Source organism: Rhizobium sp. P1_E1 (assembly GCF_056406015.1).
Genome location: NZ_JBFUAY010000121.1, coordinates 1 through 15982, shown reverse-complemented (window position 1 = coordinate 15982; position 15982 = coordinate 1). Strand labels below are relative to the sequence as shown.

At 59.5% G+C, this 15982-nt stretch carries 13 protein-coding genes; 7 read left to right on the top strand and 6 right to left on the bottom strand.

Annotated features, from left to right (window positions below):
• From AC1D1Z_RS26990 to AC1D1Z_RS26960, 7 genes are all read left to right on the top strand, one after another.
• On the top strand, positions 1 to 1542 hold a 1542-nt coding region (locus AC1D1Z_RS26990; RefSeq protein ID WP_477852128.1), incomplete at its 5' end, for a GMC oxidoreductase.
• Between the two features lie 100 nt (positions 1543 to 1642).
• The gene (locus AC1D1Z_RS26985) at positions 1643 to 2761 is read left to right on the top strand and encodes a ferritin-like domain-containing protein (RefSeq protein WP_018245426.1); all 1119 of its coding nucleotides are present in this window, start codon (positions 1643 to 1645) and stop codon (positions 2759 to 2761) included.
• Entirely contained in the window at positions 2758 to 3240 is a 483-nt protein-coding gene (locus tag AC1D1Z_RS26980; protein WP_477852127.1) for a hypothetical protein, read from the top strand. Before AC1D1Z_RS26985 ends, AC1D1Z_RS26980 begins: the two co-directional genes overlap by 4 nt.
• A 44-nt stretch (positions 3241 to 3284) precedes the next feature.
• A complete protein-coding gene (gene iolE, locus AC1D1Z_RS26975; protein ID WP_026188668.1) occupies positions 3285 to 4223 on the top strand; it encodes a myo-inosose-2 dehydratase in 939 nt (312 codons plus the stop codon).
• 128 nt (positions 4224 to 4351) lie between these two features.
• On the top strand, positions 4352 to 5368 hold the full coding sequence (locus AC1D1Z_RS26970; protein ID WP_018245429.1) for a sugar phosphate isomerase/epimerase family protein: 1017 nt from the start codon (positions 4352 to 4354) through the stop codon (positions 5366 to 5368).
• 131 nt (positions 5369 to 5499) lie between these two features.
• Positions 5500 to 6324 (top strand): MBL fold metallo-hydrolase, encoded by an 825-nt coding sequence (locus tag AC1D1Z_RS26965; RefSeq protein ID WP_018245430.1) that lies wholly within the window; start codon positions 5500 to 5502, stop codon positions 6322 to 6324.
• A gap of 36 nt (positions 6325 to 6360) precedes the next feature.
• Positions 6361 to 8016: an alpha-keto acid decarboxylase family protein gene (locus AC1D1Z_RS26960; protein WP_477852126.1), complete on the top strand. Its 1656-nt coding sequence runs from the start codon at positions 6361 to 6363 to the stop codon at positions 8014 to 8016.
• 161 nt (positions 8017 to 8177) lie between these two features.
• Here AC1D1Z_RS26960 and AC1D1Z_RS26955 read toward each other — a convergent pair whose 3' ends face one another.
• From AC1D1Z_RS26955 to AC1D1Z_RS26930, 6 genes are all read right to left on the bottom strand, one after another.
• Complete coding sequence (locus tag AC1D1Z_RS26955) at positions 8178 to 8879, bottom strand: HpcH/HpaI aldolase family protein (protein WP_018245432.1); 702 nt, start codon at positions 8877 to 8879, stop codon at positions 8178 to 8180.
• Positions 8880 to 8895: 16 nt separating this feature from the next.
• Positions 8896 to 9699 (bottom strand): SDR family oxidoreductase, encoded by an 804-nt coding sequence (locus AC1D1Z_RS26950; RefSeq protein WP_018245433.1) that lies wholly within the window; start codon positions 9697 to 9699, stop codon positions 8896 to 8898.
• Between the two features lie 8 nt (positions 9700 to 9707).
• Positions 9708 to 11384, bottom strand: a complete 1677-nt coding sequence (locus AC1D1Z_RS26945; RefSeq protein ID WP_018245434.1) for a hydantoinase B/oxoprolinase family protein — start codon at positions 11382 to 11384, stop codon at positions 9708 to 9710.
• A gap of 11 nt (positions 11385 to 11395) precedes the next feature.
• Positions 11396 to 13459, bottom strand: a complete 2064-nt coding sequence (locus AC1D1Z_RS26940) for a hydantoinase/oxoprolinase family protein (protein WP_018245435.1) — start codon at positions 13457 to 13459, stop codon at positions 11396 to 11398.
• Positions 13460 to 13652: 193 nt separating this feature from the next.
• A complete protein-coding gene (gene nac / locus AC1D1Z_RS26935) occupies positions 13653 to 14591 on the bottom strand; it encodes a nitrogen assimilation transcriptional regulator NAC (protein WP_018245436.1) in 939 nt (312 codons plus the stop codon).
• Positions 14592 to 14668: 77 nt separating this feature from the next.
• A complete protein-coding gene (locus AC1D1Z_RS26930) occupies positions 14669 to 15877 on the bottom strand; it encodes an aspartate transaminase (RefSeq protein WP_477852124.1) in 1209 nt (402 codons plus the stop codon).
• Positions 15878 to 15982: the final 105 nt, after the last annotated feature.

Below are 15982 nucleotides of genomic sequence, written 5' to 3'. Positions count from 1 at the left end.
GTTCAATCCGGCCCCTATGTCAGCGATACGACATATACCCGCATTTTCGGCGGAACGACCATGCACTGGGAGGCGAAAACGCCCCGCCTGCTTCGCTCGGATTTCAAAACGCGCACCATTTTCGGCCAAGGGTTGGACTGGCCGCTGAGCTTTGAGGAAGTCGAGGATGATTACCGCCTGGCCGAGCGGGAAATCGGCGTATCGGCGGATGTCGAAGATCAGCAATATTTGGGGCAGACCTTCCCGGGCGACTATGTCTTTCCCATGCGCGGCCTGCCGCTTTCCTATCTGGATCAGCAGGTCAACAAGGGCATCGAAGGCACCAGTGTCGAACTTTACGACAAGACCTATCCCCTGAAGGTCAGGCCCTATCCGCAGGGGCGCAACAGCATACCGAACCCGGCCTATGACGGTGGGAAGGGCTACCGCCCCATCGGCGCAGTCGATACGCATCAGGTCGAAGAGGGCGGTCGCTGCCAGGGCAACACCAACTGCGTACCGCTCTGTCCCGTGCAAGCGCGCTACCACTCCGGCAAAACGCTTGCCAAGGCGTTCGCGGTAAACGGGAAAAGGGGCGAGCAGCTTGTCGAACTGTTGCCGCAGGCGGTCGCATCGAAGGTCRACATCGATCCGGATAGCGGGAAAGTCCGCTCTCTCGAGGTGAAGATTTACAAGGACCCGGCCTCACCGGCCCACGAGACCATCACCGTGARGGGCAAGGTTTTCGTGCTTGCGGCAGGCGCGATCGAAACGGCGCGTCTCATGCTGGCCTCCGGCCTGCGCAGCACCAGCGGTCTTGTCGGACGCAATCTGATGGACCACGCCTATCTGCTGAACTGGGCGCTGATGCCGGAAATCTGCGGCACGATGCGCGGAACCAGTTCGACGGGCGGTATCGTGGACCTGCGGGACGGCCCTTTCCGGGAAAGGCAGGCCGCCTTCGCCATCGATATCCATAACGACGGCTGGGGTTGGGCCACGGGTGCGCCGACCTCCGACCTTCTCGAACTGGTGGATGATCACAACCTCTACGGGGCGGATCTTCGGCGCGGCATGATCGACCAGGTTTCGCGGCAGTTACTGCTGGCATTCATGATCGAGGTCATGCCCGTCGAAAGCAACCGCATCGCGGTGGATCCGCAATATACCGATGCTCTGGGCAACATGCGGCCCATCCTGTCCTTCACGGTTCCGGAATATACCATGAAGGGTGCCGCCTATGGCCGCCAGTTTGCGCGCACCGTCTTTACGCGTCTGGGCGCGCAGGATCATACCAAATACGACCCCAGCGATTTCGGCTATGTGGCCTATGAGGGGCAAGGCTATGCGATCCGCGGCGGCAATCATCTGGCCGGCACCCATATCATGGGAACGACGAAGACCAATTCCGTCGTGGACAAGAACCAGCGCAGCTGGGACCACGAAAACCTCTATCTCGTGGGCGGCGGCAGCATGCCGACGATTGGCACGGCCAATGTCACCTTGACGCTGGCCGCCATGTGCTTCCGAAGCGGCCGCGACATTCTGAAGTCTCTGCATTGAATGAAGACCGGCATCCGCTGCGCGGAACGAACCGATGGGCTCGACGCAAGCGACACGAAGCCGACCTGTGCACCCAACTTATCTTTCATGGAGCTTGAGCATGTATTCCTACAGCATTAAGACGCTCGATGAGCTGAAAGAGTTTCTCTATCGGGCGATGCAGCTCGAACATGCGACGATTCCGCCGTATCTGACGGCGCTTTACTCGATCAAGCCCGGCGTCAACAAGGATGCGACCCAGGTTCTGCGCGTGATCGTCGTAGAAGAAATGCTGCATCTGACTATTGCTGCCAATATTCTCAATGCCATCGGCGGCACGCCGGATCTTGTCAGGCCGGACTTCGTAGCCCGCTATCCCGCAGCCCTGCCGGACGGTGAGACCGATTTCAAGGTCAGTATCCAGGCTTTCAGCCGTGAGGCGCTGGCGACTTTCCTGAAAATCGAGCGGCCGGCTCAGCGTCCTGAACATCTCGTCGGCAAGGGCCTGATATATCGCAAAACTCCCCCTGATATCACCGCGCTTGCCAGCCACCCAAGGCATGAGGACCTCCATTTCTTCAGTATCGGTGAGTTCTACTCGACCATCGCGGAGGGCATCAAATACCTGGAAGCCGAAGCGCATGGGGCGGGCACAACCATCTTTACCGGCGACAGTTCGCGCCAGATCAGCTCGGAATATTATTATTCCGGCGGCGGCGAGTTGTTTCCCGTGACCGATCTCAAAAGCGCCTTGGAAGCCATCGACCTCATCATTGAACAGGGCGAAGGCGACGGTGGCGGTATCTACGACGATGACGACCACGAACTGGCCCACTACTACCGTTTCGAGGAACTGGTCAAAGGCCGCTACTACCAGAAGGGCGACCAGCCCGGACACCCCACAGGTCCGCAGTTGCAGGTCGATTGGGAAGGCGCCTATCCCATAAAAGAGAACCTGAAAGTGAAGGACATATACGAAGGCTCGGAACTGCGTGAGGCGGCGATCGCCTTCAACACGCGCTATGGCGAATTTCTCCAGCTTTTGACGCGTGCCTATAACGGTCAGCCGAGCCTGCTGCTGGAAGCCGTTCCGATGATGTTCGAATTCCGCAACATGATCCTCGAACTCATCCGCAATCCCCTGCCGAAACATCCCGACAAGAACGGCAGCCCCACCTATGAGATCCCCGGCGGTATCAAACAGTCAGCCGTCACCCGGCAGGCGGAGGTGAACGCATGAGCAACCGTTTCGAGGCATTTCTCGGTCTTTCCGTCGAATTGACGGCCTTCTCCCAGTTCGATCTTCTGGGAACGGGCCTGGCGGAACGTTATCTCGCCACGCTCGACAAGGTGGTCGGCGGCGAGGTCGCCGAGGCGCTGCTGGCCGCTTTCACCGCCCTGCCACCGCCGGAAGGTGAGGCCCGTATCCAGGCAGTGCGCACGACCATTCTGGGCAATGAATTGCTGGGAGACGTGGCCCGCGCGCTGATCAAGCTCTGGTATTCCGGCACCTGGTTCGAGCTGTCCTCCGCCTGGACGGAGCGCTTTGGCCCCAGGGCTGCGAATACCACCTTCGTCGTTTCTCCCGATGCCTATGTCGAGGGTCTGCTCTGGAAGGCGATCGGAGCCCACCCCGCAGGCGCCAAGGGGCCTGGTTTCGGCTCCTGGGCCTTTYCACCGAAAATTCCAGCTTTTGCGGCTCTCGATTCCAAAACCTGACCTGACGCCATTTCCGCTTGTCTTCAAAGAACTGGATGATTGCCATGACAACACATCTGCATCGACTGACGCCCGCCAAGGTCTGGCTCGGCGTCATCCCCACGCTCTGGTGGAATGACGATTTCATCAATATCGACATCGGCATCCCCTACGAGCAGGCTCTGAGTGAAATGGCACTCGCCGGCTATGTCGGATGCGGTGTCGGTCATAAATATCCGACGGATCCGAAAATATTGCGGCCTGTCCTCGAACTCAGGGGATTGCGGATTTCCGAGCCTTGGGTGAGCACCTATTTCACCATCAATGCGATGAAGCGTCATACGCTTGATAATGTCGATGCTCAGCTCGACTTCCTCGAAGCCATGGAAGGCGGCAGCGACGATCCACGCAGGGCCGATCTGGTCGTCGCCGAGTTTGGCGGAGCGGTCAATCCGCTCCCCGTTGCCCTGTTTCCGAATTGCCCCGATTTCTCCGAGGACCAGTGGAAGCAGYTGATCGAAGGCCTGCATGAGGCGGGAGAGAAAGCCAAGGCCCGTAACCGCCGGCTCTGCTATCACCCGCATCTGGGGACCGGGGTGATGAAGACGGAAGCGATCCACCGGCTCATGGACGAGACGGATCCGCGCCTGGTGAACATGCTTCTCGATACCGCGCACCAGGCGGCTGCCGGTGTCGATCCGCTGGCGCTGGCCAGAAAATACGCCCACCGCATCAAGCATGTTCACCTGAAAGACTTTCGCGCCAAGGTGGTTAGGGAGATGCACACCGGAGAATTGTCCTTCCAGCAAGGGATCGAGGCGGGGATCTTCACCGTCCCGGGCGACGGCTCCATAGAGACCTTTCCGGAAATCCTCGATGCGTTGGCCGAGGCGGATTTCGCCGGTTGGATCTGCGTCGAAGCAGAGCAGGACCCGGCCAAGGCCAATCCGCTGCAATACGCGAAAATGGGCCGCGAATATCTGCGCAAGCTGCTTGGATGGTAGCCCGGCGCGGAGTGTTTGTTTCAGCCCGATGGCGATGTGGAGGAGGTGGGGACGGATCTCGCCTCATGACAATGTCGGGCGAGACATCATCCTGAACCACGCATTACTGGATAGCGACAGCTGGAGCGATGAAGATGGAAGAGGCACGCAGGCGAGATATATATTTCAGCTTCTTTATGTTTACAGCCGATTTGAGGCCGAATGACGCGGGCTATACCCAGGTTCTCGTCAGACATCTGAAAGCTCTGACCGAGATCGGCTACACCGGCTTCGATGTGCATATCGCCCCAGGACCGGCCCATGTCGGTCATCACACCGAGGTCGAAAGCTATATCAGCCTCAAGAGGGCGTTCGATCAGGCGGGCTTCCGGGATGTGAAGTTCACAACCAATGTGGGGACCACGCGAACCTTCGATCCGACCTCGCCTTACGAGGAACAGCGCAAGCAGGCTCTGTCCTATCTCAAATCCCGCGTCGACATCACCTCGGTGCTGGGCGGGGAGAATACGATCATGTCAGGGCCGTTCCTGTACCCCTATGGTATCTTTCCGCTGACGGATGACGGCGAAGGGATCTGGAGCGATGCGCTTCAGGATTGGATGAAGCCACGATACGCGGCGGCGGCCTCCATATTCCAGGAATTGGCGCAATATTCTGCGCGGAAAGGGGTGAAGCTCGCCATCGAACCCGTCAAGAATTGGGAAACGCCCGGGCCGACCATGGTCTCGGAAGCGCTGGATTTTCTCGAAAGCGCCGACATTCCGGTCTGTGGCGTCACGATCGATACAGCCCAGGTCGTGATGGAAAGCCAGGGGCCGGCAATCTTCAGGAAAAATGTCGCCCGTGCCGTACAGCGGAAGCGGCTGAATTACGTTCACATCTCAGCGCCGGACCGGGGCGCTGTTAGAGATAGCTGGATTCCCTGGGAGATCATGCTGGACGAAATCGAGCCGGTCTATTCCGGCCCCTATCTCGTTGAAGTCTTCAACGCGATTCCACCCTTCGAGAGCTCGATGCGAATGACGCGCAGACGCTTCTGGCGGCCCGGTGAGGACGCGCCGGAGGCGGGCGTCGACAGCGCCTACGACGTTGCGCGCGCCGCCCTGAAGACATTGGAGGAAAAGATCGCGTCCCGAGGCCGTTGATCTCATCCGTGATGGCGCTCGGGCGCACATGTTGGAACAACCCGGGAATGTTGGCCAGGGGAGCCCTCATCTCCGCCATGCCGGGGTGAACATCAAACCTTAGCAAACGACCTTCAATCAGGGAGATACCTATGGTCACGCAATTGCCGGATCCCATTAAAATCGTCAGGCGAGCAGGCGATGTCCGTATTCATACTTTCATTTCAGCTTTCACGGATGACAACATCGCCAATGCAACGCACATAATCGAAAGCAGGAACAAGCTTGTTCTTGTCGATGGGCAATTCCTCGTTCCCTATGCGCTGCAATTCAGGGAGTATGCCAACAGTATCGGCAAGGAGATCGACCGGATCTACCTGTCGCACAGGCACCCCGACCACTGGTTTGGCCTGGGAGCCGCATTCAGCGACATTCCGATTTATACATTGCCGGAAACGAAAGAGTTCCTGAGGCAGCACGGACAAGATTCCGTCAATGACCATTGGAAAATGGGCGATCTCGCTCCGAAGAGCTTGGTAATCCCCGAAAAAACTGTCCGCGCCGGCGCGGAAATCATCGACGGAGTCAAATACATATTTGATGAAGTCGTTGATACGGAGATCGATTTTCTTCTCACCATCGGTCTTCCGGACGTCGGCGTTTTTATTGCGCAAGACCTGATCTACAGCGGAACGCACCTTTATCTGACGAAATACATGGAGCATTGGATTGGGATTTTGCAGGGTATGCTGCTGTCCGACTATGACCTGTTCCTTCCCGGTCACGGCTTTCCGGCTGACAAGAACGAGGTTGCCAAAAATATAGAGTATCTGTCCGTCGCCATGGAGGCCGCCGGCAACGGACTCACCAATGATGCTTTCAAGCGCTTCATGCTGGAAAGATTTCCCGAACGAAAATGCCCCGGAATATTCGACATATACATACCGCGCTTATTCGATAACGCGAGCGAGTTTTAATACGTCAATTGTCGTCAACAGGGGAGCCGTTGGAACATGGGCGATACATACACGGTTGGGCAATATCTAGTCGACAGACTTCGTGAACTGGGCCTGGGGCACCTGTTTTCCGTAGCGGGCGATTATTCGATCGAATGGGTGAACAGTTATGTCGAGAAAAGCGGTATTCAGGTCATCGAAGAGGTGAATGAACTGAATGCCGGTTATGCGGCTGACGGCYATGCGAGACTGAAAGGAATTGGTGCGCTTTGCGTTACCTATTCCGCAGGCTCGCTTTGCGCAACAAATGCGATCGCCGGATCTTACGTCGAGAAAGTGCCGGTCGTTCTGATCAACGGTGCGCCAAGCATCAAGAAAACGCTCACATTCGAACAAACCGGCTACAGTTCGCATCACTTCATCAGCGGGCGGGAAACGGATCTTCAGGTGTTCGAATACATAACGGCCGCTGCCGTCCGCATCGATAGCCCTCATCTTGCGCCTATGCTCATAGATTATGCGCTGACGCAGTGCATCACGGAAAGACGTCCGGTCTATATCGAGTTGCTGGAGGATATGGTGGACCTGGAATGCGCGCGCCCGTCGAATGCATTAAAGGCGGCGCCAGACATATCCGACGAGGGCAGTCTCAATCAGTCGATCACGCAAATCAGCGAAAGATTGCAAAATGCCACCAAACCCCTGATCTGGATCGGTGTCGAGATCGACCGGTTTGGCCTTCACGACCAGGCGGAACGGCTCATTCGGGACCTCAAAATTCCCTATGTGACCGAGCTTTTGAGCAAGGCCATCCTATCGGAAGACGATGTCCAATTTGCCGGGGTGTTTGATGGCGAATCGTCGTCACCCTATGTCCAGTCGTTGGTCAAAGACTCCGACTTCGTATTGGCGCTGGGCGTCTGGTTGACTGATATCAATGATTTGGGTTGGCCTATCGATCTCGATAAAACCGCATTCGCCTCCTGGGATACAGTGAAATATGGCACGATCTTCAACGCAGAGGTTTCGCTGGCGGATCTCGTCAACGGCTTGATTGACAAGAGGCTGACGTGCAAAGCCCAAAGTCTTCCGGCGAAAACAGCCCGGCAAGCGCCGGTCGTGAATCCGGCAGGCGAAATTACCTATCAGGGCTTCTACGATTTCATTCAGCAGCAGATCGACGGAAATACTATCGTTGGTGCCGACGCGAGTTTGAACTATTTCGGGAGCCTGCTTCTTGAAGTCGGTGCTCGCCGCGGTTTCATCGTACAATCATCCTATTCGGCGATCGGGTATATCGGCCCGGCCGCGACCGGCGTTTCGCTGGCGAAGCAAGATAAACAGAGGCTACTGGTCTTTGCGGGGGATGGCGGGTTTCAGATGACCGCTCAATGCCTCTCGACACAAACCCGCTTCAATCTCAACCCGATCATYTTCGTGATGGACAACGGCATCTATGGCGTGGAGCAATGGCTTGCCGATGCATCGGTTTTCCATGGCAACAAGCCGTTCTACAACTCATGCATCCTGCACCGATGGAATTACAGCAAGTTGGCAGAGGTTTTTGGCTGCCAAGGCTGGAAGGTGGACACCTATGGCGAACTGGCGGAAGCCATAAATGGCGCCAAAGAAAACCTGAACAGTCCGTCCATCATCCAGGTCGTCGTGCCTCAGCGGTCGATCCCCGATAATGCGAACTGGAAAGCAAGCTAGAGCTGTTCAGCTTTTGGCGGAAGCGCGGAACCGCCCTAGCCTTTTGTTTTTACGCAATTCCGGACGAAAAACCGCTTCACGCTTTTCCTGGAATTGCTTTAGACCATGTCGCGCGAAACCGTGCAGCAGRTGCCTCAGAAAAGGTGGCCCAGTTCCGCCTGCTATCGCGCGAGCGTCTGCCTGATGCCGGCAATCCCGCGGCGCAGGAAGGGATCGGTGTGGATGTAGAAGAACTGAACACCCTTCTGCAGCCAATGAGGCAGTTCATCGGTGGTAACAAGCGTGCCTGCAACCCTGCCTGCATCGCGGATCTTGTCGACGGCGACCGAGACCTTGTCCATGACCACTTCGGGACGCGGCTCGCCGAAGGGCGGAGCCGGCGGATAGCCCATATTCTGCGAGAGATCGCCAGGCCCGATGAAGAAGACGTCGATGCCGTCGACCTCCAGCATCTCGTCGAGATTGTCGATGGCATCCACCGTCTCGATCATCGCCACCACCAGGCGTTTGTCGAAGTCGGACGGAAGAGCGTAACGGACGGCATCGACGATGGCGCGAGCCTGCTCCGCCGTGTCCACCATCGGGACCATGATGCCGTCAGCGCCCGCATTGAGATACCTGATGAGGATCGGGCGTTCGTGCGAATGCGGCCTAACGATCGCCGCTCCGCCGACAGAACGGACAATCTGTGCAGTCATGCGCACATCGTCGAAGCTCCAGGTTCCGTGTTCGCAGTCGACGAAGACGGAATCGGCGCCGAGTTCCACCAGCCGGGCTGCCAGGCCCGACGAGGAGTGGTGCGGCGTATACATGGTGACTGCCTCGCCGGCCACCAGCCGGGCGCGCAATTTGGCTCCGTTCATCAAGGTCCTCCCAATTCTATTTTTTCGGCATATCCGGCGTATCGGCCGGCGCTCCGACCCAACGCGCAATTTCGATATCCGCTGACGTGTCCCGCATGAATGTCGGGCAGATGTGAAGCTCGGGGATCACGGCGCTCTTGTTCAGGCTGGCGCAGAGGACGATCGCACGGGCGACGTCATGAGGATCCATCATGACGGCACGTTCCTCCTCCAGAGGAGGCCGCGCGCGATTGTCCATGATCGGCGTATTCGTCTCGCCGGGCAGGATCGTCGTCGCCCGGATCCCCTGATTGCGATAGGTGTTGTGCAGGAAGGTCATGAAGTTTTTCACGCCGGCCTTGGCCGCACCATAGGCCGCGCCACCGAGCAGGTTGGGGTTGATCACCGCGAGTGAAGAGACCGTAATGATCGTTCCCTCACCGCTCGCGATCATGTCCGGAAGGACCGCCTGGGTCAGGTTGAAGACGGCGGTCAGATTGATGTTAAGGGTGGAGGCCCACTCAGCCTCGCTCAAGAAACGCGCGTTCAGCACCTTGCTTGCGCTGCCGGCATTGTTCACCAGGATGTCGACGGGTCCGACGCTCTCCTTGATCCACGTCACGGCCGCAAAGATCTCTTCACGCGTCTCGATATCGAGCGCACGCGCGACGGCCTTGCCATGAGCCTCTTCGATCAAGGCCGCCACCTCGCGCAGCGGTTCGATCCGCCGCCCGGTCAGCACGACGGTGGCGCCGTCCTTTGCCAGCAGCAGGGCGGTCTCGCGACCGATGCCGGAGCCGGCTCCTGTTACCAGAGCGATTTTTCCTTGAAGAAGTCCCATGGTTTCCCCTATTCGGCCGCAGCAGCGATCGGGCCAGAATAGCCGTAAATTTCCTTCGCAGCCTTCGCCGTGATCAGGTTTTCGGAAAGATCCTGCTCGATGAGTGCAGACGAACGATCGCTCGCAGGTCCCCAACCGCCGCCGCCAGGCGTCTCTACCTCGAGGCGCTGGCCCGTCTTCAGGACCACCTTGCCCTTCGGGAACTGGGGCTTGCCGTCCTTCATGACCTTTCCTGCCGATCCGCTCTGCCCTTCGACGACGCCGAAGCAGGGATGGCGGACACGCTCGGAAGCGAGATAGATGTTCATCGGGCTCTTGCCGAGGTTGCGGAGCACGACTCGCTGGCCGAGACCGCCGCGATGCTTGCCTGCTCCACCCGAGTCCGCGATCAGTTCCTTCCGCTCCGTCAGCACGGGCACGGCAACCTCGAACATCTCGATGGCCGTTACCTTGCAGTTCGAGGGGAAGCTCAGCGTGTCCAGACCATCGAGCTCTGCGCGCGCGCCCTGCCCGCCGTGGAAATTCTGGACGGAGCCATATTGCGTGCCGTCGTTGCGCTGACCGACGCAATTGGCGGCCCAGATCGGCGCGCCGCCGCTGTCGCCCATAACCTTCTCGGGCACGACGCCTTCGAGCGCCTTGAAGATCAGCGAAGGAATGACGTGCCCGATCAGGTTCCGCGAATTGCCCGCCGTCCAGTGCTGCGGATTGAGGATGCAGCCGAGCGGAGCCTCGTCGGTGATCGGGACGATGCAGCCCTCGTTATTCGGGGTCTCAGGGTCGAGCAGGCATTTCAGAGCATAGACCGAATGGGCATAGCGATAGTTCGTCCGGCAGTTGATCGAGTGCAGAACCTGATCGGAGGTGCCGGTGTAATCGACATGGATCGAGTCGTCCTTGATGATCACCGAAGCCTTCAGCGTCACGTCGACATCGTAACCATCAAGCAGAACCTCGGCTGCGTAGCTGCCGTTCGGCCATTCCCGGATCGCCTTGCGGGTCTGCGCTTCGGAGCGGGAATGGATGGCGGTCGCCAGGCCCTCGACGTCGTCGAGACCGTATTCATCCAGGAATTTGACGAGTTCGCGGCCCATGACGTTGTTGGCAGCGATCATCGACTCGAGATCGCCGCGTACTTCGGTCGGAAGGCGTACCGACGCTTCGATGATGTCGAAGACGTCCTGGTTCGGAACGCCGGCCTTCAGCAGCTTGATAATCGGGAAGCGGATGCCCTCTTCGTAGATGTCGCTCGCTTCGGAATGCAAAGGGGCGCCGCCGATATCGGGAAGATGAGCGATGGACCCGGCATAGGCGACGACCTTGCCGTTCTTGAAGATCGGCGTGATCATCGTGACATCGGGAAGATGACCGGTGCCGATTTCCGGATCGTTGGTCGCCAGCACGTCGCCCTCTTCGAGCTTGTCTGCCGGGAACTTCGGCAGGAAATAGTTCTGGGCCGCCGCCGGGAGCGAGGTGATGAAGACCGGGATCGACCAGGTGCATTGCGCCAGCGCCCGTCCCTTGTTGTCCAGGAGGACGGTCACGTAGTCGTGGTTCTCGCGGACGATCGGCGAGAATGCCGTCTTGCCGAGGACGTTGTCGGCCTGGTCCGCGATGAAGATCAGACGGTTCCACATGACCTGAAGGTTGATCGGGTCGTTGAAATCGGTGGCGGGTTTCGACATCTGAGTACCCCTTAGTGAATGTTGATCACGAGGTTGCCATGGGCATCCACATGGAAGACGCCGCTTGGGCCGACGACAGCAGTTGATTCCCGCTGCTCGACGATTGCCGGGCCCTTGACCTCTTTACCCACAGGAAGCTTGTAGTGGTCGTAGACCGCAGTCTCGACAACGCTGCCGATCTCCTGGAAATAGACCTTGCGGCTGCCCTTCTTCGCGTCGGCAACGACGGTCTCGTGCGGGCGCGTGACCTGATCCTTTTCGCCGCCGGCGCGTAGGCGCCAGGTGATGACCTCCAGCGGAGCGGCAACGGTACGGCCAAACAGTTCGCGGTATAGCTTGAAGAAATTGCCGCGGAGCTCACTGAGGAATTCCTCCTTCGGCAGGGTCCGGTCAGGCAGAACCACGGTGATTTCATGGCCCTGGCCGACGTGGCGCATGTCGACGGTGTAGCGGTTGCTGATCGTATCCTTCGGAACGCCCGCTGCCGACACGACTTCGGCGCCCTGGGCCGAAAGCTCGTCCAGCAGCCGGTTCATGGCATCCATATTCCAGGCGTCGAGTGCCATCGGATGACTTGCGGAAAGATCGACTGCCACCGGAGCGATCAACAGGCCGATCGCCGAGCTCACGCCTGCACCGGTCGGGCAGATGATGCGGGAAATGCCGAGCTTGCGGGCGATGCCATAGGCGTGGACCGGACCGGCGCCGCCGAACGCGACCATGGGCAGCGACCGGGGATCGACGCCGAGATCGGTCGCATGCATGGCGGCCGCCTTGCTCATGGATTCGTTGACGAGGTCATGGATGCCCCATGCGCAGCGCTCGACCGAAACCTCGAGCGAGTCGGCAAGTTTGGCCATCGCTTCGTGGGCGGCTTCCTTGGACACTTTGAACGAGCCGCCAACGAAGGATTCGGTGCCCATGTATCCGAGCAGGATGTCGGCATCCGTGACGGTCGGCTGGGTGCCGCCGCGCTGGTAGGCCGCCGGTCCGGGCATGGCGCCCGCGGAGTGCGGGCCGACGTCGAGCAGGCCGAGAGGGTTTTTGGCGGCGATCGAACCGCCGCCCGCGCCGATCTCGATCATCTGGATCGACTGGATCTTCAGCGGGAAACCGGACCCCTTGCGGAAGCGCTGATAATGGGCGACCTCGAGATCGGTGCCGACATTCGGCTCACCGTCCGGGATCAGGCAGAGCTTCGCGGTCGTGCCACCCATATCGAAGGACAAGACGCTCGCCTCGCCCGCCGTGCGGCCGAACTCGGCAGCGGCCACGGCACCCGCCGCCGGGCCCGACTCGATGAGGCGTACCGGCAGTTCTGCAGCACGCCGGCTCGGCACCAGCCCGCCCGAGGACGTCATCCAGAGGACCTGGCGATCGATGCGCTTTGCCGCGAACTCACGCTGCAGATGCGCGACGTGGCCGGCCATCTGCGGCCGGGTATAGGCGTTGACAACAGTCGTCGAGGCGCGATCGAACTCGCGCATCTCAGGGCAGACTTCGGAGGAGAGCGAGACGAAGATATCGGGGTCTTCTTCGCGCAGCAGCGCCGCGACGCGTTGCTCGTGCTGCGGATATTTGTAGGCGTGGAGAAGGCAGACGGCGACGGAGCGGATGCCCTTCTCCTTCAGGCGTCCGGCGATTTGGCGCACCGTCTCTTCCTCGAGCTCGGTCATGACGGAACCGTCGGCTGCGATACGCTCCTTGGCGCCGAAGCTGTTTGCACGGGTAACCAGCGGGTCGGGATATTTGATGTTCAGGTCGTAGAGGTCGTAGCGTCCTTCGTTGCGGATACGCAGCATGTCCTGAAAGCCGTCGGTGGTGACGAAGCCCGTCTCGACGCCCTTGCGCTCGAGGACCGCGTTGGTGACGACGGTGGTGGCGCCCAGCACCTGAAGGTTCTCGATGGCGATGTTGCCGGCGAATTTTTCCAGCAATTCGGACACACCCTGTACGACTGCTTCCGCCGGGTTCTTCGGCGTGCTCAGGACCTTGTGAAGGTGAAGGTCGCCCTTGTCGTCCAGGAGCGCGAAGTCGGTAAAGGTACCGCCCGTGTCGAAAGCCAGTTTTGCCATTTTGTCCTCGAAGCGACTGTTCGGCGCGGCAGGCGCCGCTATGCGGATCCGATGCCCGGACCCGGTGTCTGCTTGGAGGTTAGGGGAATGCCCGGCGCGTTGGCTAACACAACTACAGTCTGCCGCTATAGGGTTTGCTTATGGCGGATCGGAGATGTGCCGTCAGACTGCCGTTGCGAGGATCGGCCGCCGGCTAGGCCGGCCTGATTCCGGGATGGTGACTGCTCATGAGCTTGCCCACGACATCGAGGAGAACCGACCGTGCAGCGATGGCAGGTTCCGACAAGGGAAGATGATCGGCGACGCAGAGCGACACGGTCGCGTCGATCACCGGCTTCGTCAGCGCCCTCACCTGTGCGCCTGAAAAGATCGCCGTCTCCGTGACCACCGAAGCCGGGAGAATGGTCGATCCAAGCCCATCGAGGACCGCCGCGCTGAGAGCCGGAACGGATTCGATTTCCGAGACGACATCAGGCGTGGCCCGAGCTCTCGCCAGGGCGTCGTCGATCAGCCGCCGGAGCAGATGTGCCTTGCTGGGAAGAAGCAGCGGGATGTCCTGGAGGGCAGAGAGGGGAAGCGGCGCGTTGCTATCCCCAGGGAGTTGGATGCCCGGCGGCGAGACGAGGAACATTTCCTCGCGGAACAATGGCTGCAGGGTGACGCCCTTGATCGGGGCGGCGGCATAGATCAGCGCCATATCCATCTTACCTGTCATGATCAGTTCGCTCAGGATCTGGCCGAAACTGTCATTGATGTGGACGACGATATGGGGATGCCTGGCTTTCATTTCCTTCAGGATCGGCAGCGACAAGGCGCTTGACGAGGAATAGGTCGCAAGCCCGATCGAGACGCGGCCCGCCACCGACTTGGCGGCCTGATCGATGTCGACCTGCGCCTGCTCGATCTGCTTCAACATCAATTGCGCATGCCGATAGAGGATGAGCCCCGCTTCCGTCGGCGTAATGCCGACATTGCTGCGGATGAGAAGCTTGTGCTTGAAGTGCGCCTCCAGAGCGGCAATCTGCTGCGACAGCGCCGGCTGGGCCGTCCGCAGAAGGCTTGCCGCTCGCGATACGCTGCCCGTATCGACGATCTTTACGAAGCTCTTCAATTTTCGGAAATCGACGCTCATGGCCACCGGCTTCTTGTTTCACGAGAAAACGTAAAGCCTGCGGCCGGAGGGACGCAAGTCCCACCGGCCTTTTGCGGTTAACRCAGGCCGGCAACAGCCCGTTCGATGCGATCGCATGCTTGCGTAATTGCCTCCATCGACGTTGCGATCGAGAGGCGGAAATGAGGCGATATCCCGTAGGCGGCACCCTGCAGCGCCGCGACCCCGACGCCATCCAGCAAATAGAGCACAAAATCAAGGTCTGTCTCGATTGTCTTACCTTCGGGTGTCTTCTTGCCGATGACACCGGCGCAGTTCGGAAACAGATAGAAGGCCCCATCCGGCACCAGGCAGGAAAGGCCAGGCACCGCGTTGAGCCGTGAGCACGCATAATCGCGGCGCTCTTTGTAGACCTTTACGCTTTCCGCGACGAATGACTGATCCGAAGATAGCGCATAGGCGGCTGCGGCCTGACTGACCGACGATGGGCAGGACGACATCTGCGACTGCAGCTTGTTGATGGCTGCGATCAAGGCGGCTGGACCCGCCGCATAGCCGATACGCCATCCGGTCATGGCGTAGGACTTGGAGACGCCGTTGGTGAGCAGAACACGCTCCTTCAGTTCCGGCACGACGGCAACCAGCGTCGTCATCGGCTCGTCCTTGAACCAGACCTGGTCGTAAATGTCGTCGGAAAGCACGAAGACATGGGGATGGCGCAACAGCACCTCGCCAAGGGCTTCGAGCTCGCTCCTGTCATAGGCTGCACCCGTTGGATTGGACGGCGCGTTGAGGACCAGCCACAAGGTCTTCGGCGTGATCGCCTTTTCCAGAGCCTCCGGCGTCAGTTTGAAGCCCGCTTCCTGCGGGCATTCGACGATAACCGGCTTGCCTTCGTTGGCGATGACCATATCGGGATAGGAAACCCAGTATGGTGCGGGGATGATTACCTCGGCATCGTTTTCCACGCTCGCCATCAGCGCGAGAAACAGAATCTGCTTGGCGCCGCCGCCGACGCAGATTTCGTTGTCCGCATAGCTGAGGCCGAGCCGGCGCTGGAAGTCGCCGATGATGGCCTTGCGCAGCGCCGGCGTGCCGTTGACCGCGGTATATTTCGTTTCGCCCCTGTCGATGGCCGCGTGCGCCGCGGCCTTGATGTTATCAGGCGTGTCGAAGTCCGGCTCGCCGACGGTCAGATCGACAATATCGCGACCTGCTGCCTTCAGTTCGCGAGCCCGGGCTGCCGCAGCCGTGCTTGGCGAAACCTTGATTCTGGACACACGCGATGCAGGCACGAAAGTGCTCATGGGGATTTCCTCGATTGTGATTCCTTGAGAGGCGAAATCGCCTCAGTGGACGGCTTCTGTTTCGCCGCGCATCTTCCCGGTCAGGAAAAGTTCGCCGAGTTCATC